The organism is Pseudazoarcus sp. NS34 (genome assembly GCF_059703725.1).
The window spans coordinates 193430-216347 of sequence record NZ_BAAKIZ010000004.1; the positions used below are offsets into that span (position 1 = coordinate 193430).

A 22918-nucleotide genomic window follows, 5' to 3' on the forward strand; every position below is an offset into this window, starting at 1 on the left:
CCTGGATTTGAGCCCCGATTCGCCAAGCAGGCGTTCCCGCACGCGCAGCGCATCGGGAGCGCCGGAAGCCCTGTCTCACCCGCAAGCAGCGCTGCAGAGGCGCCGCGCGCCCTTCTCAGCCACTCCAAAAGCCCTGATCCAAAACCGCCAGCCAGTGCTACAGTTCGTAACACTCTCTACCCCGCACCGGAGACCTCGGCTTGGACAAGATCGTCATCCTGTTCCTGTTCGGCGCCCTGCTGTTTGCGTCGCCCTGGGTGCATTGGTGGGCGTCCGGCTCGCTGCCTTGGTACGTGCCCTATGTGCTGTGGGGGCTAGTGATCGCCTTGATCGCGGTGGTGCAGCGTCGTGATCTCTGAGATCGGCACGCTCTATGCGGTGGGCGTGGCGTATCTGGCGCTGCTGTTTTTCATCGCCCACGCCACCGATAACCGCTGGCTGCCGGACAAGCTGGTGCGGCATCCGCTGGTGTATGCGCTGGCGCTGGGGGTGTATGCGACGTCGTGGAGCTTCTACGGCAGCGTGGGTTTTGCGCAGTCGCAGGGCTACAACTTCCTGACCATCTATCTGGGTGTGACGCTGGCCTTTGTGCTTGCACCGCTGATGCTGGCGCCGTTGTTGCGGCTGGTGCGGGAGCACCAGCTCACGTCGATTGCCGACCTGTTTGCCTTCCGTTACCCGAGCCCGTGGACCGGCACGCTGGTGACGCTGTTCATGCTGGTCGGCGTGCTGCCGTACATCGCGCTGCAAATCAAGGCGGTGGCGGAGTCGGTGGCGATCATCACGCAGGAGGCGCCGCCGCATCTGCTGGCGCTGGGCTTCTGCGCCACGCTGAGTCTGTTCGCGATTCTGTTCGGCGCGCGCCACGTCACGCCGCGCGAGAAACACGAGGGGCTGGTGGTGGCGATTGCCTTTGAATCGGTAATCAAGCTGCTGGCGCTGCTGGCCGTCGGCGCGCTGGCGCTGTTCGGGGTGTTCGACGGCTTCGGCGGATTGAGCCGTTGGCTGGAACACAACCCGGAGGCGGTCGAAGCGCTGTATGCGCCGGTGCGCGAGGGGCCGTGGTTCACCTTCATTCTGCTGGCCTTCGCGGCCGGCTTTCTGTTGCCGCGCCAGTTCCATATGCTGTTTGTCGAGAACATCGAGCCGCGCGCCCTGAAGACCGCGACCTGGGCGTTTCCGGCCTTTCTGTTGCTGCTCAATCTGCCGATTCCGCTGATTTTGTGGGCGGGCTCCATCAGCGTGCTGGACACGCCGCCGGACTATTACGTGCTGGGCCTGGCGGCCGAGCACGGATCGCGCCTGCTGACGCTGTCGACCTTCGTCGGCGGGGTGTCGGCGGCCAGCGCGATGATGATCGTGACCACGCTGGCGCTGGCCGGCATGGTCATGAACCACCTCATTCTGCCGGCGCATTTCCGCCAGCAGACTTTCCCGCAGGACGACCTCTACAACTGGCTGCTGTGGGGCCGGCGCACGCTCATTGTGGTGATCATCGCGCTCGGCTACGGCTTCTACCGGCTGCTTGAAGTGCACCAGGGGTTGGTGCAGATCGGGCTGATCTCGTTCGTGGCGGTGACGCAATTCCTGCCCGGGCTGGCCGGCATGCTGCTGTGGCCGCGCGCCACCACCATCGGCTTCATCGCCGGCCTGACCGGCGGCATCGCGGTGTGGAGCCTGTCGCTGATCATCCCGCTGCTGCACCAGTCCGGCCTGCCAGTGACCGGTTTCAACCTGCAGGATTGGGTCGGCGCCGGTGATCAGGACCGCTGGACCTTTGCCACCTTCTGGTCACTTTCGATCAACGGCGCGCTGTTTGTCGCAGCCTCGCTGCTGACCCGCCCGTCGGTGCGCGAGACGGCCGCCGCGGCTGCAGCCCGCCCGCGCGACAACATCAGCGATGCGCCACCGATCGTGCCCGAGGCACGCAGCGTGGGTGAGTTCGAGGCACGTCTGGCACAGGCCGTCGGCCCGCAGACGGCTCGCCTGGAGATGGAGCGCGCACTGCTCGATCTGGGCATGGACCGCGAGGCTTCCCGGCCCGACGAGCTCGGGCGCCTGCGCGAACGACTGGAACGCAACCTGTCGGGCCTGATCGGCGCCCAGCTCTCGCGCATGATCGTGGACAACCGCCTGCAAGTCGCGCCGCCCGCGCGGCGCGCGCTGGCCGACAGCCTGCGTTTTGTCGAGGCACGACTGGAGCACTCCAACGTGCGCCTGCAGGGTCTGGCGGCGGAGCTGGATACGTTGCGCCGCTACCACCGCGAAGTGCTCAACGAGCTGCCGCTGGGCGTGTGCTCACTCACCCCGGAAGGCGAGATCCTGATCTGGAACACCGCCATGGCGCGCATCTCGGGCATCGCCGGGCTGAATGCGCTGGGGCGGCGCATCGATCAGCTCGACGCGCCGTGGGAAGGCGTGCTGGGCGCCTTCGTGCGCGGCGAGGACAGCCACTTGTACAAGCAACAGTGCAGCGTGCGCGGGCTGAACCGCTGGATCAATCTGCACAAGGCGGCGATCGACTCGGGCGAATTCGACGCGGCCAGTTCCGATGGCACGGTGCTGCTGGTCGAAGACCTGACCGAACTGCACGTGCTCGAAAGCGAAGTCACCCACAACGACCGGCTGGCCTCGATCGGGCGACTGGCGGCCGGCGTGGCCCACGAAATCGGCAATCCGCTGACCGGCATCGCGTCGCTGGCGCAGAACCTGCACTTCGAGACCGACCCGACAGAGCAGGAAACGGCCATCCGGCAGATCCTGGTGCAGACCCGGCGCATCAACGAGATCGTGCAGTCGCTGGTCACCTTCAGCCACGCCGGCAACGACCCTGCGGCTGCGCGTCAGGCAGTGGACCTGCGCGAATGCGTGGATGAAGCCATCCACCTCGTGCAACTCGGTCGCGAAGGACGCGGCATTGAATGCTGCAACGAGGTCTCCGCCGGGCTGGCCGTACATGGCAATTCGCAACGCCTGCTGCAGGTCTTCGTCAACCTGCTGTCGAACGCCATTCAGGCGTCCGAAGCCGGCAGCCGGGTGCGCATCGACGCGCGTCAGAACAACGCCTGCATCGAGGTTGCGGTCGAGGACGAGGGCCACGGCATTCCGCCGGCACTGCTCGAACGCATCTTCGAGCCCTTCTTCACCACCAAGCCACCCGGCCAGGGCACCGGCCTTGGCTTGTCGGTGGTCTACAGCATCATCGAGGAGCATGGCGGCACGGTGACCGCCAGCAACCGGCCAACACGCGGCACGCGCTTTGAACTGAGCCTGCCCGTCGCGGCCGGCACCACGCAAGACCGGGAGGAACCCACCGCATGAACCGTATTCTCATCGTCGATGACGAGGCCGTGATCCGCAGCGCGCTGCGGCGCCTGCTCGAACGCGAAGGCTATGCCACGGCCGAGGCCGGGCGTCTCGACGAAGCCCGCAGCATGTGCACTGCCGACAGCTTCGATCTGGTCATCTGCGACTTGCGCCTGCCCGACGGCGACGGCATGGAACTCCTGCCAGACTGCAGCGACACGCCGGTGCTGATCATGACCAGCTTCGCGAGCGTGCGCTCGGCGGTAGAGGCCATGCGCCAGGGCGCGGCCGACTACATCGCCAAGCCCTTCGATCACGACGAAATGCTGGTGATCGTCGCGCGCCTGCTAAAGCAGCGCGTGCTCGAACGCGACAACGCCCATCTGCGCAAGGATCTCGCACAGGTCTATCCCATCGAAGGCATGGTCGGGCGCTCGTCCGCCATGGCCAAGGTGTGCGAGACGCTGGCGCGCGTCGCGCCGACCGACACCACCGTGCTCATTCGCGGCGAGTCCGGCACCGGCAAGGAACTGGTGGCGCGTGCGCTGCACGCCAAGAGCCCGCGCGCCGACGTGCCGCTGGTGTCGGTGAACTGCGCGAGCATCCCCGAAACCCTGCTCGAATCAGAGCTGTTCGGCCATGAGAAAGGCGCCTTTACCGGCGCCACCGCCAGCCATCGCGGCCTGATCGAGGCGGCCGACAGCGGCACGCTGTTTCTGGACGAAATCGGCGAGCTGACCAGCGCTGCGCAATCGCGCCTGTTGCGCGTGCTGCAGGACGGCGAGATCCGCCGCGTCGGCGCCACCACCAGCCGACGCGTGGACGTGCGACTGGTCGCGGCGACCCACCGCGATCTGGAACAGATGGTGCGCGACGGCCGCTTCCGGGAAGACCTGTATTACCGGTTGGAGGTCGTGCAGATTCACCTGCCGCCATTGCGCGAACGCGGCGACGACATTCCGCTGCTGGCCGAATTCCTGCTCGACGAGGCCTGCAACCGCGTCAAACGCCAGAAGCTGCGCTTCACGCCCGAGGCCATGCAGGCACTGCAGCGCCACACCTGGCCGGGCAACGTACGCGAGCTGCGCAACGCCATCGAACGCGCGGTGATTCTGGCCGATGATCGCATCACGGCCGAGCTGCTGGCGCTGCAGCCGCCCACCGACGCACGCGGCGAGACGCGCGAGCTGAGTCTGGATGATTACTTTCAGCGCTTTGTCATCGAGCACCAGGGCTCGCTGACCGAAACCGAGCTGGCCCGCCGCCTCGGCATCAGCCGCAAGGCGCTGTGGGAGCGCCGTGCCCGCATGGGCATTCCGCGTCCGCGGGCGGAGTCGCGCTGAGCCTCGCCCAAGGCGGCTTTCAGCTTGCTGACTGCGCCTTTCAGACTTCTTACATTGCATAAATCGGGCGTTACCCGCGGTAACAGGTGTTACCCAAGGTAACGCCCGATTTTCTGCTCACGGCCCTGCATCCCAAGACCTGCAAGCTTCCTTGTTTTGGCATGCGCCTTGCTGATGTTTGAGCAGCGCCGGAATACACGTGCGCGCAACAAACCACCAAAGGAGGATCACCCGTGACTGAACTCACCGCAGAGAATCGCATTGCGCACTGGCGGCGCACGCGAAACCTGATGATCGGACACCTCAGTGTCTGGTTCGTCTTCGCCTACGGCGTACATCTGTTTGCCTATCAGCTCAACAGCATCAACTTCTTCGGTTGGCCGCTCGGCTACTACTTCGCCGCGCAGGGCTCGTTGATCGTGTTCGTGGTGCAGCTGTTCCTGTTCAACAAGCAACAGCACGCGATCGACGTCGAATTCGGCGTGGACGAAGAAGAATAAGGGGGACAGATCATGGGTATGCAATGGGAAGGAAAGTCCTTCATCGATAATCTCCCGAAGATCTACGGTATCTACACGGGTGGATTCTTCGCATTCTTCGCGCTGATGGCATGGCTGGAGACCATGGGCGTGGGTGCCGACACCATCGGCATCCTGTTCGTGGCCTTCACGATCGTGATCTACGCCTTCATCGGCATCCTTTCACGAACGATGGAGGTCGGCGCCTACTACGTCGCCGGCCGCTCCGTACCGCCGGTGTTCAACGGCATGGCAACTGCGGCGGACTGGATGTCCGGCGCGTCCTTCGTGGCCATGGCGGGCGGCATCTTCATGTCCGGCCATGCCTACATGGCGTTCATCGTCGGCTGGACGGGCGGCTACATCCTCGTCGCGACGCTGATGGCGCCGTACCTGCGCAAGTTCGGCTGCTACACGGTGCCTGACTTCATCGGTACGCGTTACGGCGGCAAGGCCACACGCTTCATGGCCATCGTTGTACTGGTGGTTGCATCCTTCACCTACGTGACCGCGCAGATCACCGCTACCGGCACGATCGCAGCACGCGCCTTCCAGATTCCGTTCGAGGCCGGTGTGTGGTTCGGTCTGGCCGGCATCCTGGTGTGCTCGATGCTCGGTGGCATGCGTGCGGTGACCTGGACCCAGGTTGCGCAGTACATCGTGCTGATCTTCGCCTACCTCATCCCGATCTTCTGGATGTCCGGTGCGCAGGGCTTTGGCTGGTTCCCGCAGCTGGCCTACGGTGGTGCGGTTGAGCGCATCATGGAACTGGAGCCGATGATCGGCGTCGGCACCAAGGCTGCAGAAGCCGTTCCGGGCCTGTCGGTGCTGACCGCACTGCATGCCACGCCGGCCGAAAGCGGCATGGCCGCATGGAAGTTCGTGACCCTGGTCGCGTGCATGATGATCGGTACCGCTTCGCTGCCGCACATCCTGATGCGCTACTTCACCACCCCGTCGGTGCGTGCTGCGCGCAACTCGGTGGCCTGGTCGCTGTTCTTCATCTTCCTGCTGTACTTCTCGGCTCCGGCCCTGGCGACCTTCAGCAAGCTGCAGCTGATCGACCCGAACCTGGCCACCTCCATCATCGGTGACCGGATCGAATCGGTCATGGCGCTGGAATGGATCCAGAAGTGGGGCGCGATCGGCATGATCGCGATCAAGGACAGCAACATGGACGGCATCCTGCAGATCAACGAGTTCTTCCTGAACCCGGACATCATCGTGCTGGCAACGCCGGAAATCGCCGGCCTGCCGTACGTGATCTCGGGCCTCGTTGCTGCCGGTGGTATGGCTGCCGCAATGTCCACCGCTGACGGCTTGCTGCTGGCCATGGCCAACGCCCTGTCGCATGACCTGTACTACAAGATCATCGACCCGAAGGCGGAGACCAAGAAGCGTCTGCTGACCGCACGTATCCTGCTGCTGATCATCGGTGCAGGTGGCGCGTTGGTGGCCTCGATGAAGCTGACCGGCATTCTGGGCGCAGTGGCCTGGGCCTTCTGCTTCGCGATGTCCGGTCTGTTCTTCCCGCTGGTGCTTGGCGTGTGGTGGAAGCGTGCCAACCGTGCAGGCGCACTGGCCGGCATGATCGTTGGTCTGGGCACTGGCTGGTGGTACCTGATCGCTGTACGTAGCGGCATGGACCCGTGGCTCGGCCTCGACCACCTGCGTTTCGGCATCGTCGGTATCAGCGCCAGCCTCGTCGCAATGGTCGTGGTAAGCTTGCTCACGCCCGCGCCGGACGAGGAAATCCAGCGCATGGTCGATGAGGTTCGCATCCCGAAAGGCGCGACCATCATCTCCAGCTCCTGATGAGTATGTGGTGATGTAATCAAGCCGGGACGAGGTAACTCGCCCCGGCTTTTGTTTGGGCTCTGCCCCCGCAAGAACATGGGCCACCGCGCCCGTTTCGGAGTGCTTGAATGATCGAAGGAATTCCCGGCTGGGCAATCGCCCTGGACTACGTCCTGGGCATGATCATGTGGACGCTGATCGGCCGTTTCGGCATGCGTCTGTTTCTGCCGGAAGACAGCAAGTTCTTCTTCAGCCGCTTCTTCATCCGGGTCACCGACCCGCTGCTGAAGCTCTTTGCGCCAATCACACCAAGCTTTTTGGTGCCGGCCATGATCCCGCTGTATGTAGCGTGGTTTTTCTACATGGCGCGTTTCTATGTGATGCCCTGGCTGCTCGGTTATTCCGTGCTGGGCATGCTGTCGTTCCCGCTTGAGGGCGAAATCGCCCGCGGCATCAACCACCTGTTCGGCCTGATCTTCAACTAGGGCGTGCGCCCGCTTGCGCTGGCGGTTCACGCGGGTCTGCAGGCAGTGACGGCACGACGCCGGCGGCGTCAGTGGCTGCGCGCACTGCTAGACGCTACGCGGCGGGGCCACCCGAAAGGCTGAGCCCAAATAGCGGGTGGGTACAGACCAGTTTCAGGCTTCGACTGCGCCGGCCATGACGCCGGCCGGGTCGAGGTTTGCGCGCAGATCGCGGCGGATTTCCTGCCAGCGGAAACGCACCGAGTTCTGCACGATTTCCGCGTCGAGATCCTTGAACTCCTGCACGACCGGGGCCCATTTCACGAGGGAATCGGGGCTCGCCGAGAACGGGCCTTCGTCATCCGTCATCTGCGCCCAATCGCACGCCGCGAGGCGCTCGCGCACGCCTTGCGCGTGCGCGCTGAACTCTTCACCGCAATCAGCTGGCACCCCGGTGGAGTCGAGGATCTCGCCGACCAGCTGCTCGATCAACGCCCCGACCTGCGCGGGCTCATGCCCCGCTCGCACGAGTGCGCCGCCGGCAAAGCAGGCCAGATCGCCGAGGCAATCCAGCCAGATCTGCCATTTCGCGACGTTGATGCTGATGACGAAATGATCGTCATCGAAAAGCTCGGGGTAACGCGTACCGGCGCGGGTCCGCAGGTAGCCATACAGGGAAGTCTGGGCAACAAAGCTGGCGCGGGTTTCGAGAAAGCGCTGCAGCGCGGCACGGTCATGCACCGGCTCGATACTGCGACGCGACAGCCCGAAATACGACTTGAGCGTGGTGAGCAGCGTTGCCGGCGACTTGAGCGCCTCAAGTACGGTGATGCGCGGCTCGGTCGATGCCGCGGATGACTTTTCACTCACGTTGCGCTCTTCCTTGTGACGTCAGGTTGTCCGGCCATTATAGGGGCAAAGCACCGCCCTTCCAGCGCCCCGAGCCTCGCGTCAAAATGCAAAAAGGCGCGCAGATTCTGCGCGCCTTTCAAGCATCTGGCCCCCCGCCTGTGCCGTCTCCATCGATATCCTGAACCGGGGGTTCAGGGCGGTCGCCTGACTTCCGCATCAGGCTTCCCCTCAAGGGGGCTTGCACACCAGCGGTTAAGTATTCGGCAACCATGCTCGCAAGCATTGGTTCAAGGAACTACGACTTCAACGAACACGGCAGGGGATTGAACCGGTTACACGCCTCGACAGTGCGTCAGAACAGTCGTTCCTGGCTGTCGATCGCCTCGTCGAGGCGGGCTGTGATGGCCCCGATTCTACGCTTCAAGTCGGGCATGTCAAACCCGCCGGAGCGCTGAAACGCGAGGAATTCGTGGGTGATATTGAGGGCCGTCATGACCGCCAGCTTTTCACCCGCGGCTCCGGTTTTTGCGGCCAGCTTGCGCAACTGCTCGTCGAGATAAGCAGCAGCATCGATCAGCGCCTGGCGCTCTTCCGGGGGGCAGGCCACGTGGTACTCGCGGCCATTCAGATTGATGTCGATGGCGTTGTCAGGCATCGTCGGCCTCCGTCTGCGGCAAGCGTCCGAGGATGGCTTCCAGCCGCTCCGTCGCGCCACGCAGGCGGTCTCGCAAGGCCTTGTTCTCGGCTTCCAGTTCGACGCCGCGGGAACGCTCCGTGCGAAGATCCGAACGCCCCGCTTCGTACAGCGTTATGAGCTTGTCGAGTTGCTCTTCAAGACGGGCGATTTCGGCATCCATGCGCGGCATGGTAGTGTCCGCCCTCGGCACGGTCAAGAATGCCGATGGATTGCCGCTCGCCGCCCGTCCAAGCTGTCTCTTCGCCGCACATGCCGAGCTCGAAGCGCGCCCTGTTGGACGCAGCAGACCGCCCGCACGAGCGACCACACGCCTTTCGGAACCAGCCAGATGCTCGTCCATCCTCAGCCCGACCCCGTCGCACTGTCGCTCGGCCCTCTGTCCATCCACTGGTACGGCGTGATGTATCTGCTGGCCTTTGCGCTGTTCATGATGCTGGGGCGGGTACACGCGCGGCGTCGGCCCGAGCTGGGCTGGGATGGCAAGCAGATCGACGACCTGCTGTTCTACGGCATGCTCGGCGTGATTGCCGGCGGCCGCCTGGGCGAGGTGCTGTTCTTCCAGCCGGCGTACTACCTGGCCAACCCGCTCGAGATCTTCATGATCTGGAAGGGCGGCATGAGTTTCCACGGCGGCTTCCTCGGCGTGCTGGTGGCGATGTGGTGGTACGGCCGCGCGCAAGGCCGCGGCTTCTGGCAGGTCACCGACTTCATCGCCCCACTGGTGCCGCTCGGCCTCGCGCTCGGGCGCATCGGCAACTTCATCAACGGCGAGCTTTGGGGCCGCGTAGCCTCGTCTGATCTGCCTTGGGCGATGATCTTTCCGTGGGTCGACGATCTGCCGCGTCACCCCTCTCAGCTGTATCAGGCGGCTGGCGAGGGCGTAGTGCTGTTTGTCCTGCTGTGGCTGTACGCTGCCAAGCCGCGCGCGCTGGGCGCAGTGTCTGCAGTCTTCCTGATCGGTTACGGCAGCCTGCGTTTTCTCGCGGAGTTCTTCCGCACGCCCGATCCGGGCATCTTCGGCACCTTGTCGTTGGGGCTGTCCACGGCGCAATGGTTGTGCATTCCCATGATCGCCATCGGCATCTGGCTGCTGAGCACCCGCCGCAAGCACTGAGTTTCCAACCTGTCCGAACGATTCCTGCTTGACCCGAACCCCGCTTTGGCTGTTAAATACGAATTGTTTTCATTTGCGTTAGTTTCATCATGCATAACAGCCCCTCCACCGACTGCCCTGATCGCACTGCCCACGCCGCACTGCCGCCGACCGACGCGGCGCTGCAGGCCGAAGCACTGTCGAGCGCGGCACTGCTGCAGGGCAGCTCATGCATCGCCATCGACCACCTTGGCACACGCTACGTCCTGCGCGCGACGCGTGCCGGAAAACTGATCCTCACCAAATAAGCGGGTCCAGCCGGACACGCGGTTTCATTGAGAGCCTCCGGGATGTACATTTGCATCTGCAACGCGGTTACCGAGAAGCAAATTGAGCACGCAGTCGAGCAAGGCGCTTGCCGCATGCGCGACCTGCGTCAACAGCTTGGGGTGGCCGCCGATTGTGCATGCTGCGCGGAATCCGCGCGGCGCTGCCTCGCCACCGCGCTCGAAAATCGCGCAGACCGCTCATGGAACCCCGTGCCGGCCTGCGCCGGCAGCGTCGCTTTTGCCCTGGAGGCATCATGAAAGGCGACAAGAAAGTCATTCAGCATCTGAACCGTCAACTCACCATTGAGCTGACTGCAATCAACCAGTACTTTCTGCATGCCCGCATGTACAAGAACTGGGGGCTCGCCAAGCTCGGCAAGCACGAGTACGACGAATCCATCGAGGAAATGAAGCATGCCGACATGCTCATCGAACGCATCCTGTTCCTCGACGGCCTGCCCAACCTGCAGAACCTCGACAAGCTGCTGATCGGCGAGAATGTGCCTGAGTGTCTGGCCGGCGATCTGAAGCTCGAAACCGGCGGTCGGACCCACCTGATCGACGCCGTTGCCTACTGTGAGTCCTGTAAGGACTACGTGTCGCGGGAACTGTTTGAACACATTCTCGAGGACACCGAGGAACACATCGACTACCTCGAAACGCAGATCAGCCTGGTCGAACAGGTCGGCCTGCAGAACTACCTGCAATCACAGATGGAAGCTGGCAGCTGATTCTGTCCCCGGCGTCGCGCCGGGCGCGGCGCCGTCTTCCGAAACTCCAGCCAGCCAGTTCTCGCACGGAACGAGCCAGCCAGCGAGTCCCCAACGCGAACTGGAAACATGTACCAATCATCGGCCTCGGATTCCCCTCCGCAGCACAACGTCCGCCGACGGGCTTTTGCGCCCTTGCGCACCCTCGTCTTCGTGGCGCTGCTGGCCGTACTGCTTGATCTGATGCTGCGATGAACTCGGGGCCGATTTCCCGCTTTGCGGGCTCCAACGGCGAGCGCCGCGTGTTGCTGACTGCCGTGATCATTGCTCACGCCAGCGGGCTGTTCGCGCTCACGCACGTCCAGCAGCGCCCGGAGCTGCTCCCCGAACCCGTGTTTGTCGTATCGCTGGTGGACGACGTCGTCACCGTCGAACAATCCGAGCCGACGCCCCAGCCCGCTCCGGCTGAACCCGTTCAGCAACCGGAGCCGCAACCCGCACCGCAGCCACAGCCGGAACCTCCGCCGCCTGAGCCCGAGCCCGTGCCCGAGCCGCCCCCGCCGGAACCAACCCCTGAACCCGAACCGGTCCCAGACCCTCTCCCCGAACCGGAACCTGAGCCGGAACCGGAACCTGAGCCGGTCCCGGAGCCTCTCCCCGAACCTGAGCCTCTCCCGGAACCCGAGCCGAAGCCTGAGCCGAAGCCTGAGCCGAAGCCTGAGCCGAAGCCTGAGCCGAAACCCGAGCCGAAACCCGAGCCGAAACCCGAGCCGAAACCCGAGCCGAAACCCGAGCCGAAACCCGAGCCGAAACCCGAGCCAAAGCCCGAACCAAAACCCAAGCCGCCGCCCCCGCCGGAGCCCGCGCCGCGAGCCAAGCCCGAAGCTCGGCCGCTGCCTCCGCCGCCGGCCAGCCCACCTGCACCGCCAGCGCCCGTTGCTTCGGTCAGCGCCGCGCCGCGCAGCCAGCCGGCGGTCTCGAGTCAGCCGGTTATCGAGCCACGCTTTGATGCGGCTTACCTGAACAACCCGCAGGTAAGCTACCCCTCGCTTTCCAAGCGCATGCGCGAAGAAGGAAAGGTCATGCTGCGCGTCTTCGTCAGCCCCGATGGGCGGGCAGACAAGGTCGAGATCTCGGAAAGCTCGGGCTCGCCGCGCCTCGATCGTGCCGCCAGCAGTTCCGTGGCACGCTGGCGCTTCGTGCCGGCCAAACAAGGTGAGCGCAACGTCGCTTCCTGGGTACTCGTACCCGTCGTATTCAAACTAGAGGGATAACGTTCATGACCCCGAATGAAACCTTCGGCCTGGCCCATTTGTGGGCGCAGTCCGACATCGTCATCAAGCTGGTCGCCTTCACGCTGGTCGTGATGTCGGTGGCGAGCTGGTATCTCATCGTGCTGCGCTCGATGCGCCAGCTGCGGGCGCGCAGTCACGAAGGCGCGGTCGAATCGTTCTGGAAGGCAGCCAGCCTCGGCGAGGGGCTGGAGCGACTGTCGCACGCCGCGCCCGATTCGCCCTTCGAGGCGCTGGCCCGTCAGGGCATGGCGGCAACCGAGCATCTGCGCAATCACTCTGCCTCCGAAACCCTCGGCGGCCGGCTGGATGCCGACGAGTTCGTGACGCGCGCGCTGCGCAAGTCCATCGCCATTTCCACGGCCAAACTTGAATCCGGCCTGACAGTGCTGGCCTCGATCGGCTCCACCGCGCCCTTCGTCGGCCTGTTCGGCACGGTGTGGGGCATTTATGGCGCGCTGATCGGCATCAGCACTTCCGGTGTCGCCACCCTCGACGCCGTTGCCGGCCCGGTGGGCGAGGCGCTGATCATGACCGCCTTCGGCCTCTTCGTCGCGATTCCGGCGGTGCTCGCCTACAACGCCTTCAACCGCGCCAACCGGCTTGAGCTGAACGAGCTCGACGCTTTCGCGCACGACCTGCACGCCTGGTTCTGCACCGGTTCGCGACTGGCCAGCGGCGCGCAGAACGCCCGCGCCCGCAAACCTGCGGCGGCCGAACTGCGCGCGGCCAATCAGGGAGCGGCGTAATGGCTTTCGGTGGATTCAATCAGCAGGGCGGCACGCCGCAGATGAGCGAAATCAACATGGTCCCGCTCATCGACGTGATGCTGGTCCTGCTCATCGTGTTCATGATCACCGCCCCGCTGCTGACGCACTCGGTCAAGATCGACCTGCCGAAGGCGTCCAGCCAGGCGACGAACCAGAAGCCCGAAACGGTCACGCTGGCCATGGACGGCGACGGCAAGCTGTACTGGAACGATCAGCCGGTGGAGCGCAGCGAGATCCCCGCACGGCTGGACGAAGCCGCAAAGCAGGATCCCCAGCCCGAGCTGCACCTGCGTGCCGACCGCGACACGCGTTACGAAGTGCTGGCCACGATCATGGCCGAAGCGCGCAACGCCGGCATCGCCAAGATGGGCTTCATCACTGTGCCGCAACGCTAGGCACGCCCGTTTCCACGATGGCGAACTGCAAGCACGGCGCTCCCGATCGGAGCGCCGTTTCCTTTCGTCCGCAGCGCATTGCACGCGGCATGCTTCACTACGATACAAAGCGCGAACGCACAGCGTCGTAAGCTTGTCTCTGTAGCCACCTCTCCGCCCATTCACAAGCATCGACGACATGACCGCCACCCCGCCCCGCTCGCGCTCGCCCCGACTCATCGCCGCTGTCTGTACGCTGGCCATCGCGCTTGCCGCCGGCCTGTGGTTTGCCCGCGGCGCACTCTTCAGCAGCGGCGACGCAAACCCGGGGCTGGTGGTGACAACCGTTCAGCGCGGCACGCTGGAAGACATCGTCACCGCCACCGGCACCTTGCAGCCACGCGACTATGTCGACGTCGGCGCGCAGGTTTCCGGCCTGCTCAATCACATCCACGTCGAAGTCGGCAGTGAAGTCTCGGACGGCGATCTGCTGGCGCAGATCGACGCGCGCGTGCTGGCCAGCCGGGTAGACGCCACCCGCGCGCAACTGCGCAGCCAGCGCGCCCAGCTGCTCGAACGCCAGGCCAACCTGCAGCTGTCCGAATTGCAGACCCGTCGCCAGCGCAACCTGATGGCCGAGGACGCCACCACACGCGATGCCCTGCAGACGGCCGAAGCCGGCCTGCTCGCAGCCCGGGCGCAGATCGAAGCGCTTGAAGCGCAGATCGACCAGACCGAGGCCAGTCTGCGTGCCGACGAAGCCAACCTCGAGTACACCCGCATTGCCGCCCCGATGGACGGCACCGTCGTGTCGATCAGCGCACGCCAGGGGCAGACGCTCAACGCCAACCAGTCCGCCCCGACCATCCTGCGCATCGCCGACCTGTCGACGATGACCGTCGAGACGCAGGTTTCCGAAGCCGACGTGGGACGCCTGCGCCTGGGCATGGACGTGTGGTTCACCACGCTGGGTGCCAACGGCCAACGCTGGGAAGGCAAGCTGCGCCGTATCGACCCGACGCCGACGGTGACCAACAACGTCGTGCTCTACAACGCGCTGTTCGACGTCCCCAACGCCGACCGCCGGCTGATGACGCAAATGACTGCGCAGGTGTTCTTCGTCGTCGCACGCGCCGAGGACACACTGAGCGTGCCTCTCGCCGCCATCTCGGGCCTGAGCTCGCGCCCGACTGGCCAGCGCCCTGCGCGCGGCAACGGTGACGGCACGCCGCGTGCTGATCGGCCTGCGCACACAGCCGACGCCCCGGCCGACGGCGGTGAGCGCCGCGGCCCGCCGGCGCGCAAGGCCACGGTACGTGTGGTCGGCGACAACGGCACGATCAGCGAACGCGAGGTGCAGGTCGGCCTCACCAGCCGCATCGCGGCACAGATCGTCTCCGGCCTTGAAGCCGGCGAACGCGTGGTGGTCAGCGCCCGCACCGCCGGCGCGCGCAACCCCGCCATGCCGCCGCGATGAAGGCCGAAGCCCATCTGGACACGCACGCCGCCAGCGGCACCGACGGCACGCCGTTGATCGACCTGCGTGGCATCACGCGCACCTACTACAACGGCGAGATCGAGACGCGCGTGCTGCACGGCATCGATCTGGCCATCCACGCCGGCGAGTTTGTCGCCATCATCGGCGCCTCGGGCTCGGGCAAGTCGACGCTGATGAACATCCTCGGCTGCCTCGATCGCCCGAGCAGCGGCGAATACCGCTTCATGGGGCAGGACGTATCGCAGCTCGATCGCGACGAACTGGCCCGCCTGCGGCGCGAAGACTTCGGCTTCGTGTTTCAGAGCTACAACCTGATCGGCTCGGCCACCGCCACCGAGAACGTCGAAGTGCCGGCCATCTACGCCGGCACGCCGCCGGCCGAGCGCCACGCCCGCGCCTCCACCTTGTTGGGCGACCTCGGTCTGGCCGAGCGCAGCCATCACCGCCCCAGCCAGCTCTCCGGCGGCCAGCAGCAACGCGTGTCGATCGCCCGCGCGCTGATGAACGGCGGCCGCATCATCCTCGCCGACGAACCCACCGGCGCGCTCGACACGCGCAGCAGCGCCGACGTGATGCAGCTCATCCGCGAGCTCTCGGCCAAGGGTCACACGGTCATCCTGATCACGCACGATCGCGAGGTGGCGGCACACGCCGACCGCATCATCGAGATCAGCGACGGCCGCATCGTGTCCGATCCGGGCCCGCAGCGGCCTGCCGTGCCGGTGGCCTTTGAACCCCATGTCGACCGCAGCTCGCCGCTCGGTGAATTGCTTGAAGCCACACTGACCGCCGTGCGGGCGCTGCGCGCCAACGTCTTCCGCACCATCCTGACGCTGCTCGGCATCGTCATCGGCGTAGCCTCGGTGATCACCATGCTGGCCATCGGCGACGGCGCCAAGCAGGAAGTCATCGACCGCATCAGCGCAATGGGCTCGAACCTGCTCACGGTGCGCCCGGGCACCCCCAACCAGCGCGGCCGCGACGTCACCGCCACGCTTACGCTGGAAGACATGCGCGCCGTCGGCGAACTGCCCGGCGTGCTCGCCTCAGTTCCAGAGCAAGAAGGCAGCGTCACCATCCGCTACGGCAATGCCGACCATCGCACCACCGCCAGCGCCACCTCGGCCGACTTCGTGGTCGCGCGCACCTGGGAGGTGGCCGAAGGCAGCTTCTTCAGCGCCGAGGACGACGCCCGCTACGCCACCGTTGCCGTGCTGGGAAAGACCGTGGCCAACGCGCTGTTCGGCACGCGCTCACCAGTCGGCGAATACGTGGTGATCAACAACGTCATGTTCCAGATCGTCGGCGTCATGGCGCCGATGGGGGCGACCGGCTGGGGCCGCGACCAGGACGACATCATCTTCGTACCCTGGACCACCGGCAGCCTGCGCCTGTTCGGCCAGCGTTATCTGCGTTCGATCACCGTCGCCGTCGAAAGCGGCCATGACGTCGACACCGTGCAACAGCGCGTGCAGGAAGAGTTACTGGCACGCCACGGCCTGGAAGACTTCAACATCCGCAACATGGCCTCGATCATCGAGAGCGTGTCGGCCACGCAGAACACCATGACCATCCTGCTCGGCTCGATTGCCGCCATCTCGCTGCTGGTCGGCGGCATCGGCGTGATGAACATCATGCTGGTGTCGGTCACCGAGCGCACGCGTGAGATCGGCATCCGCATGGCCACCGGCGCGCGCACGCGCAACATCCTCCAGCAGTTCCTGATCGAAGCGCTGACCGTGTCCGCGCTTGGCGGCCTGATCGGCGTCGGTGCCGGGCTGGGCACCACGGCGCTGATCGAATGGCTCGGTACGCCGGTGGTGTATTCCGTCGCCCCGGTAGTGCTGGCCTTCGGCTGCGCTTTCGCCACCGGCCTGATCTTCGGCTTCCTGCCGGCGCGCAAGGCCGCGCGCCTGGACCCTGTCACCGCGCTCGCTTCCGAATGAAAAACACCCTATCCGCCCGACTTCTGCTGCCGACCCTTGCCGCGCTGGTACTGGCCGGCTGCGCCATCACCGAACCTTCGTCACGCCCCGACTACGCGCTGCCGACGAACTGGAACGAAGCCGCCGACCCAAGCATGGCCGCTGTCGACGCCCAGTGGTGGCAGGCCTTCGACGCCACCGCACTCGATACTTTGGTGCGCGATGCACGCAGCAACAATCCGGGCCTCGCGATCGCCACCGAACGCGTCGTGCAGGCCGAGCTGGCCTTGCGCACAACCGGCGCCTCGCGCCTGCCCGGCGTGAGTCTGGGCGCCAACACCAGCGAGCGCAGCAGCCGGCCCGACGGCGCATCTACAAGCTCCACCGAGGCCACCTCGGCCAGCCTGTCGATCTCGTGGGAAGTGGATCTGTGGGGGCGTCTCGCCGCCGGCGTGGATGCGGCCTCGGCCAGCCTCGCGGCGAGCCGCTTCGACCTCGACGGCGTGCGCCTGAGCCTGGACGCCAACGTCGCATCCACGTGGTTCCAGACCCTCGCCCTGGCCGAACGCCTGGCCATTGCGCGTGAAAACCTCGCCATCGCCGAACGCCTGCTCTCGCTGGTCGAGGCGCGCTACCGCAACGGCGCGGCCTCGGCGCTGGATGTATCGCGCCAGCGCACCACGGTGCTGTCGCAGCGTGCCACCATCACGCCGCTCGAAGTGCAGCTGCGCCAGGCGCGCTCGGCCCTGGCGCTGCTCGCCGGACGCTTCCCGCAGGAGTTCGAATCGCCCGAGGGCGCGCTGGCAGCGCTGTCGGTACCGGCCGTGGCGGCCGGACTGCCGTCCGATCTGCTGGTACGCCGCCCCGACATTGCCGCTGCCGAAGCACGCCTGGCCGCGGCCGACGCCAACGTCGCGGCAGCGCGCGCGGCTTTGCTGCCGAGCGTACAGCTGACCGGCTCGGGCGGACTCGCCAGCGCCGCCCTGCTGTCGCTGGCCGATCCCACACGCAGCACCTCCATCGCCGCTGCCCTGGCGCAGACCTTGTTCGACGGCGGGCGTCTGCGCGCACAGGTCGACACCGCGCGCTCGCGTCAGCGCGAACTGATCGAAAGCTATCGAGAGAACGTGCTGACCGCCCTCAAGGAAGTCGAGGATGCACTCGGCAACGTCGCCCGCGCCAACGAGCTGGAGCAGTCGCAGCGCGCCATTCTCGATGAGGCGCAACGCAGCCTGCGCCTGTCCGAGTTGCGCTACCGCGAAGGTGCGGACGACCTCGCCGCCGTACTCGACGCCCAGCGCACGCTATTCCAGGCGCAGGACCAGTTGGCTCAACAGCGCCTCGCGCGCCTGACCGCCACCACCGATCTTTACAAGGCGCTGGGCGGCGGCTGGCGCCCGGGCGCCGCCGCTCAGTGAGTCAAATCCGCCACAATTGTTGCAAACTTTAATGCGAGTCATTATCATTACGTGATTCGTAGCCAGCCACCTGTACGTGCCACCGTGGCGCAATCCAGTCAGCCAGCCATCGCCCCATCCCTGACTGGAGTTCCACCATGGCTCGTCCCCTGCGGAGCGCTTGCTTCGCCGCTTCCCTGCGCCCTCTGCACTGCGCGCTCGCCCTGGCCTTCGCGGCGCCGCTGGCCTTTGCGCAAGACACCGACACCCGCCTGGACGACGTCGTCGTCACCGCCACCGGCTTCGAGCAGAAGATCACCGACGCGCCGGCGAGCATCTCGGTCGTCAGCAAGGAAGAACTCGCGCGCAAGCCCTACACCTCGCTCGTCGACGCGGTACGTGAACTGGAAGGTGTGGACGTCGGCGAGACCACGGACAAGACCGGTCAGCGCACCATCAGCATGCGCGGCATGGGTTCGGACTACACGCTGGTACTGATCGACGGCAAGCGTCAGAACAACCACGGCGACATCTACCCGAACAACTTCGGTGGCAACCAGTTCAACCACGTCCCGCCGCTCGACGCCATCGAGCGCATCGAGGTCATCCGCGGCCCGGGCTCCACGCTGTACGGCGCTGACGCGCTGGGCGGTGTCATCAACATCATCACCAAGAAGGACGCCAAGGAATGGACCGGCTCCGTGACCTACGGACGAACCTTCCAGCAGGAAAGCGACTTCGGCGACGCCACGACCACCGACTTCAGCCTGCGCGGCCCGATCAAGCCCGGCCTGCTGTCCATGAGCGTACGCGGCAGCCTGTATGACCGCGAAGCCTCCAGCCCCGACCTCAAGGCCACGCGCGCGCCGGACGGCACGCCCTACTCGCCCTCGCTGGGCTTCGGCGGCGGCGGTCGGACGGTCGACAACACCAACAAGGCGCTGGGCTTCAGCCTGCACCTGACGCCCACCGACAACCAGCGCATCACGTTTGACTACGACGCCTCCAAGCAGGAGTACGACAACAAGCCCTACGACACCAACAGCTTCCCGCTTGGCACGGTCGACAGCATCGATACCATCTGGCGGGATACCGGCGGCATCGTCCAGCCGCGCGCCGGGTACGCCGACGAGCAGGAGTTCACGCGCAATGCGTGGTCGCTCAGCCATGAGGGCGATTGGGATTTCGGCACCAGCTTCGTCGCCCTGTCCTACATTGAGACCGACAACAAGGGCCGCACCCTGCCGTTCACTGTGGCCGAGCGGCAATTGCTGCAGCAGATGTACGACGGCACCGGCGCCTATGCCGGTCTGGACGAGGCAGAGCGCCGCGCCCTCGCGGAGAGCACTTTCCTGCCGCGCGGCAAACGCACGCTGCAGAGCAACCAGTACACCCTCGATGGTCGCCTCGACATTCCGCTCAGCGGCCTGGCCGGCGATCACCTGCTGGTGGTCGGCGGACAGATCATCCGCGGCGAATTGAAGGACGACGTGTTCGGCATGGAAGATGGCTCGCCCGGCGATCTGCAGGAACACAAGATGTGGTCGCTGTTCATCGAAGACAACTGGATGCCGACCGACAACTTCACGCTCACCGCCGGCGTGCGCCACGACGAGCACGACCTGTTCGGCAGCAACGTTTCGCCGCGCCTTTACGGCACCTACCGCGTGAACCCGCAATGGACGGTCAAGGGCGGCATCAGCACCGGCTACAAGACGCCCAAGACCACCGACCTGTACGACGGCATCACCGGCTTCGGCGGCCAGGGCACCTCGCCCTTCGCCGGCAACCCCGACCTCAAGCCCGAGAAGAGCCGCAACACGGAAGTCGCCGTGTACTGGGACCACCCGGCACGCCACAACTTCAACATCACGCTGTTCCACAACGACTTCAAGGACAAGATCATGTCCGGTGAAGCCACGCAGAGCTGCGAGGCCACCGGCGGTGTGCGCCCGTGCGTAAACCTTGGCGACTATTCCGACCTGGGGTACAGCAGCTACGACCAGAAGATCAACGTCGACAAGGCGGTGATCAAGGGCATCGAAGTGGCTGGCCGCTGGCAGATTGCCGAGCGCTGGGCGATGCGCGGCAATTACACCTACACCGACAGCAAGCAGAAGAGCGGCGAGGACAAGGGCATGCCGCTGACCCAGACCGCCAAGCACATGCTCAACGCCACGCTCGACTGGCAGCCGCGTACCGACCTCAACGTGTATCTGACGATGGAAGCGCGCACCAAACGCTACCGCGGCAAGATCAACGACAAGGCGGCGTACTACAAGAGCTACGAGATCTTCCACCTCGGTGCGGTCTATCAGCTGACCAAGAACCTCACCCTCAGTGGTCGCATCAACAACCTGCTCGACGAGGATTTCACGACTTACAAGGTCGTGCCATGCACCTCCCGTTGCGGCGGCGAAACGTGGTCCACGCAGTACGACTACAACAACGTCGACGCGCGCCGCAACCTCTGGGTTTCCGCCAACTACCGCTTCTGAAGCCTCACGGGAGCCGCCTCCGGGCGGCTCCCGTTTTCTGAATGATCACAACCAAACGCCAGGCCACAACCATGCAAGGTGCCTCCGCTGCCGCGCCGTCCCAGCAGGCTCGCCGCGCCTGGTGGATGCGCCACCTCATGCAGTGGCACTGGATCAGCTCGGCCATCTGTCTGGTCGGCATGGTGCTGTTCGCCGTTACGGGCTTCACGCTCAATCACTCCGGCAGTCTGGAATCCGCGCCGCAGCGCAGCAACGTGACGCGCGCCCTGCCGGCCGAACTGCTCGTGCAGCTCGAAAGCGCCGACGCCGACGAAACACCATTGCCCCGCGAAGTGCGGCGCTGGCTCGGCTCCGAACTAGGTCGCCACGTGCCGGCCCTGCCGGCCGAGTGGTCGTCCGACGAGGTCTATCTGGCACTGCCGCGCCCCGGTGGCGATGCCTGGCTGGCCATCGACCGCAACAGCGGTGAGGTGGAGTACGAGCACTCCAGCCGAGGCGCCGTGGCTTACCTGAACGACCTGCACAAGGGCCGCAACACCGGCACCGTCTGGAGCTGGTTCATCGACATCTTCGCGGCGGCCTGTCTGGTGTTCTCGCTGACCGGCCTGTTCATTCTTGCGCTGCACGCCCGTCAGCGCGCCAGCGTGTGGCCGCTGGTGGCCTTGGGCGCAGTGCTGCCCGCCCTGCTCATCCTGCTGTTCATCCATTGAAAAGGAATCGCCCGATGAAACGAAGCCTGCTGTGCGCCCTGTGCGTCGCAGTCCCTGGTCTGGTAAGTGCCGCCGACCTGCGTGTGGAGGTCGAACTGCCCGATCTGTCGCCGCGCCCGTATGTCGCGGTGTGGCTGGAGCGCCCCGACAACAGCGTCGCCGCCAATCTGGCCGTCTGGTACGACGGACGCATGCGCAACGACGAAGGCAAGACCTGGCTGAAGGATCTGCGCCAGTGGTGGCGGCGCATCGGCCGCGACACACCGGTGCCGATCGACGGTGTGACCTCGGCCACGCGCGGCGCCGGCGTGCACACGCTGTCCTTCAGCGCCGGGCAGGCCCCGTTGGGCACGCTCGCCAAGGGCGAATACCAGCTCGTCGTCGAAGCCTCGCGCGAACACGGCGGTCGCGAGGTCATCACCCTGCCGCTGCAGTGGCCGCCCACCGCGCAGAAGCGCGAGTCGGCCAAAGGCGAGCGCGAGCTCGGCCGCGTCGCAATCGAGCTCATCCCCTGATTCAACCTGAAGGAGCACCCACCATGAAACTCCGCACCCGTATCGCCCTCGCCGCGCTCGCCTCGGCCCTCGTCGTGCCACTGGCCGGCGCCCATGAGCGCTGGCTGCTGCCGTCCTCCACCGTGCTGTCGAAGGCCGGTTACATCACCGTCGACGCAGCCTCGTCGAACGAAGTCTTCTACTTCAACCATCGTCCGCTGCAGATCAACGACAGTCTGGTGATCACCACGCCGGACGGCAGCCAGGTCACGCCGGAGAACGTGCAGACCGGCAAGCTGCGCTCGGTGTTCGACGTGAACCTGAATGCTGCCGGCACCTACAGCATCGCGATGGTCAGTTCCGGCGTCATGGCGAGCTGGAAGGAAGGCGCCGAGACCAAACGCTGGCGTGGCACGCGTGCCGAACTGGCAAGCAAGGTGCCGGCAGACGCCGCCGAACTGAGCGTGCGTGAAGTCGCCAGCCGGGTCGAAACCTTCGTCACGGTCGGTAGCCCGGCCGCTCCGCAGCTCACCGGCGAAGGGCTGGAACTGGTGCCGGTGACCCACCCCAACGACCTCTACGCCGGAGAGGCGGCGACCTTCGCGTTCCACTACAACGGCCAACCCGCAGTCGGCGTCGAAGTGCACATCATTCCCGGCGCGATGCGCTATCGCAACGCACCCGACGAGATCAAGCTGGAGGCCGACGCCGACGGCCGCATCACGGTGAAGTGGCCGCAGGCCGGCATGTACTACCTCAGCGCCTCGATCAGCGGCGCAGCAGAAGGCAATATCGAACGTCGCGCGTCCTACATCGCCACGCTGGAAGTGCTGCCGCAGTGAGGCTGCGCG

The 22918-nt window shown here is 65.5% G+C and carries 24 protein-coding genes and 1 other RNA gene; 21 read left to right on the plus strand and 4 right to left on the minus strand.

The window, feature by feature from the left end; translation table 11 throughout:
* Positions 1 to 200: 200 nt before the first annotated feature.
* The 6 genes from AC6H0N_RS14295 to AC6H0N_RS14320 all read left to right on the plus strand — a co-directional run bounded on the left by AC6H0N_RS14295 (position 201) and on the right by AC6H0N_RS14320 (position 7449).
* On the plus strand, positions 201 to 359 hold the full coding sequence (locus tag AC6H0N_RS14295) for a hypothetical protein (protein WP_497574796.1): 159 nt from the start codon (positions 201 to 203) through the stop codon (positions 357 to 359).
* Positions 349 to 3321 (plus strand): ATP-binding protein, encoded by a 2973-nt coding sequence (locus AC6H0N_RS14300; RefSeq protein ID WP_497574797.1) that lies wholly within the window; start codon positions 349 to 351, stop codon positions 3319 to 3321. The genes AC6H0N_RS14295 and AC6H0N_RS14300 overlap by 11 nt, the downstream gene beginning before the upstream one ends.
* Positions 3318 to 4649, plus strand: coding sequence for a sigma-54-dependent transcriptional regulator (locus AC6H0N_RS14305; RefSeq protein WP_497574798.1), 1332 nt, complete (start codon positions 3318 to 3320; stop codon positions 4647 to 4649). The genes AC6H0N_RS14300 and AC6H0N_RS14305 overlap by 4 nt, the downstream gene beginning before the upstream one ends.
* A gap of 233 nt (positions 4650 to 4882) precedes the next feature.
* Entirely contained in the window at positions 4883 to 5149 is a 267-nt protein-coding gene (locus tag AC6H0N_RS14310; RefSeq protein ID WP_497574799.1) for a DUF4212 domain-containing protein, read from the plus strand.
* A gap of 18 nt (positions 5150 to 5167) precedes the next feature.
* Positions 5168 to 6982, plus strand: a complete 1815-nt coding sequence (locus tag AC6H0N_RS14315; protein ID WP_497574800.1) for a sodium:solute symporter family protein — start codon at positions 5168 to 5170, stop codon at positions 6980 to 6982.
* Between the two features lie 110 nt (positions 6983 to 7092).
* A complete protein-coding gene (locus AC6H0N_RS14320) occupies positions 7093 to 7449 on the plus strand; it encodes a hypothetical protein (RefSeq protein ID WP_497574801.1) in 357 nt (118 codons plus the stop codon).
* A gap of 153 nt (positions 7450 to 7602) precedes the next feature.
* Here AC6H0N_RS14320 and AC6H0N_RS14325 read toward each other — a convergent pair whose 3' ends face one another.
* The 4 genes from AC6H0N_RS14325 to AC6H0N_RS14340 form a co-directional block, all read right to left on the minus strand.
* The gene (locus AC6H0N_RS14325) at positions 7603 to 8298 is read right to left on the minus strand and encodes a hypothetical protein (RefSeq protein WP_497574802.1); all 696 of its coding nucleotides are present in this window, start codon (positions 8296 to 8298) and stop codon (positions 7603 to 7605) included.
* A gap of 127 nt (positions 8299 to 8425) precedes the next feature.
* Positions 8426 to 8605: non-coding RNA, 6S RNA (ssrS, locus tag AC6H0N_RS14330), on the minus strand.
* 27 nt (positions 8606 to 8632) lie between these two features.
* On the minus strand, positions 8633 to 8935 hold the full coding sequence (locus AC6H0N_RS14335; protein WP_497574803.1) for a cell division protein ZapA: 303 nt from the start codon (positions 8933 to 8935) through the stop codon (positions 8633 to 8635).
* Entirely contained in the window at positions 8928 to 9146 is a 219-nt protein-coding gene (locus AC6H0N_RS14340) for a hypothetical protein (protein ID WP_497574804.1), read from the minus strand. Before AC6H0N_RS14340 ends, AC6H0N_RS14335 begins: the two co-directional genes overlap by 8 nt.
* 159 nt (positions 9147 to 9305) lie before the next feature.
* On the opposite strand from AC6H0N_RS14340, the gene lgt reads away from it, so the two are divergent.
* The 15 genes from lgt (at position 9306) to AC6H0N_RS14415 (ending at position 22909) form a co-directional block, all read left to right on the plus strand.
* Positions 9306 to 10091: a prolipoprotein diacylglyceryl transferase gene (lgt, locus tag AC6H0N_RS14345; RefSeq protein ID WP_497574805.1), complete on the plus strand. Its 786-nt coding sequence runs from the start codon at positions 9306 to 9308 to the stop codon at positions 10089 to 10091.
* An 89-nt stretch (positions 10092 to 10180) separates the two neighbouring features.
* Complete coding sequence (locus tag AC6H0N_RS14350) at positions 10181 to 10378, plus strand: hemin uptake protein HemP (protein WP_497574806.1); 198 nt, start codon at positions 10181 to 10183, stop codon at positions 10376 to 10378.
* A gap of 42 nt (positions 10379 to 10420) precedes the next feature.
* A complete protein-coding gene (locus tag AC6H0N_RS14355; RefSeq protein ID WP_497574807.1) occupies positions 10421 to 10657 on the plus strand; it encodes a (2Fe-2S)-binding protein in 237 nt (78 codons plus the stop codon).
* Entirely contained in the window at positions 10654 to 11130 is a 477-nt protein-coding gene (gene bfr, locus AC6H0N_RS14360; protein ID WP_497574808.1) for a bacterioferritin, read from the plus strand. The genes AC6H0N_RS14355 and bfr overlap by 4 nt, the downstream gene beginning before the upstream one ends.
* Before the next feature lie 108 nt (positions 11131 to 11238).
* Positions 11239 to 11364, plus strand: coding sequence for a hypothetical protein (locus AC6H0N_RS14365; RefSeq protein ID WP_497574809.1), 126 nt, complete (start codon positions 11239 to 11241; stop codon positions 11362 to 11364).
* Positions 11361 to 12383, plus strand: a complete 1023-nt coding sequence (locus AC6H0N_RS14370; RefSeq protein WP_497574810.1) for an energy transducer TonB — start codon at positions 11361 to 11363, stop codon at positions 12381 to 12383. The genes AC6H0N_RS14365 and AC6H0N_RS14370 overlap by 4 nt, the downstream gene beginning before the upstream one ends.
* Before the next feature lie 5 nt (positions 12384 to 12388).
* On the plus strand, positions 12389 to 13150 hold the full coding sequence (locus AC6H0N_RS14375) for a MotA/TolQ/ExbB proton channel family protein (RefSeq protein ID WP_497574811.1): 762 nt from the start codon (positions 12389 to 12391) through the stop codon (positions 13148 to 13150).
* Positions 13150 to 13566 carry an ExbD/TolR family protein gene (locus tag AC6H0N_RS14380; RefSeq protein WP_497574812.1) on the plus strand — a complete coding sequence of 139 codons (417 nt, stop codon included), beginning with the start codon at positions 13150 to 13152 and terminating at the stop codon, positions 13564 to 13566. Before AC6H0N_RS14375 ends, AC6H0N_RS14380 begins: the two co-directional genes overlap by 1 nt.
* A gap of 178 nt (positions 13567 to 13744) precedes the next feature.
* Positions 13745 to 15022, plus strand: coding sequence for an efflux RND transporter periplasmic adaptor subunit (locus AC6H0N_RS14385; RefSeq protein ID WP_497574813.1), 1278 nt, complete (start codon positions 13745 to 13747; stop codon positions 15020 to 15022).
* Positions 15019 to 16989 (plus strand): MacB family efflux pump subunit, encoded by a 1971-nt coding sequence (locus AC6H0N_RS14390; RefSeq protein ID WP_497574814.1) that lies wholly within the window; start codon positions 15019 to 15021, stop codon positions 16987 to 16989. Before AC6H0N_RS14385 ends, AC6H0N_RS14390 begins: the two co-directional genes overlap by 4 nt.
* Positions 16986 to 18386 carry an efflux transporter outer membrane subunit gene (locus AC6H0N_RS14395; RefSeq protein ID WP_497574815.1) on the plus strand — a complete coding sequence of 467 codons (1401 nt, stop codon included), beginning with the start codon at positions 16986 to 16988 and terminating at the stop codon, positions 18384 to 18386. Before AC6H0N_RS14390 ends, AC6H0N_RS14395 begins: the two co-directional genes overlap by 4 nt.
* Positions 18387 to 18523: 137 nt before the next feature.
* Positions 18524 to 20863 carry a TonB-dependent receptor domain-containing protein gene (locus tag AC6H0N_RS14400; protein WP_497574816.1) on the plus strand — a complete coding sequence of 780 codons (2340 nt, stop codon included), beginning with the start codon at positions 18524 to 18526 and terminating at the stop codon, positions 20861 to 20863.
* 41 nt (positions 20864 to 20904) lie between these two features.
* Positions 20905 to 21573: a PepSY-associated TM helix domain-containing protein gene (locus AC6H0N_RS14405; protein ID WP_497574817.1), complete on the plus strand. Its 669-nt coding sequence runs from the start codon at positions 20905 to 20907 to the stop codon at positions 21571 to 21573.
* A 14-nt stretch (positions 21574 to 21587) separates the two neighbouring features.
* Positions 21588 to 22088: a DUF2271 domain-containing protein gene (locus AC6H0N_RS14410; RefSeq protein ID WP_497574818.1), complete on the plus strand. Its 501-nt coding sequence runs from the start codon at positions 21588 to 21590 to the stop codon at positions 22086 to 22088.
* A gap of 23 nt (positions 22089 to 22111) precedes the next feature.
* Entirely contained in the window at positions 22112 to 22909 is a 798-nt protein-coding gene (locus tag AC6H0N_RS14415; RefSeq protein ID WP_497574819.1) for a DUF4198 domain-containing protein, read from the plus strand.
* Positions 22910 to 22918: the final 9 nt, after the last annotated feature.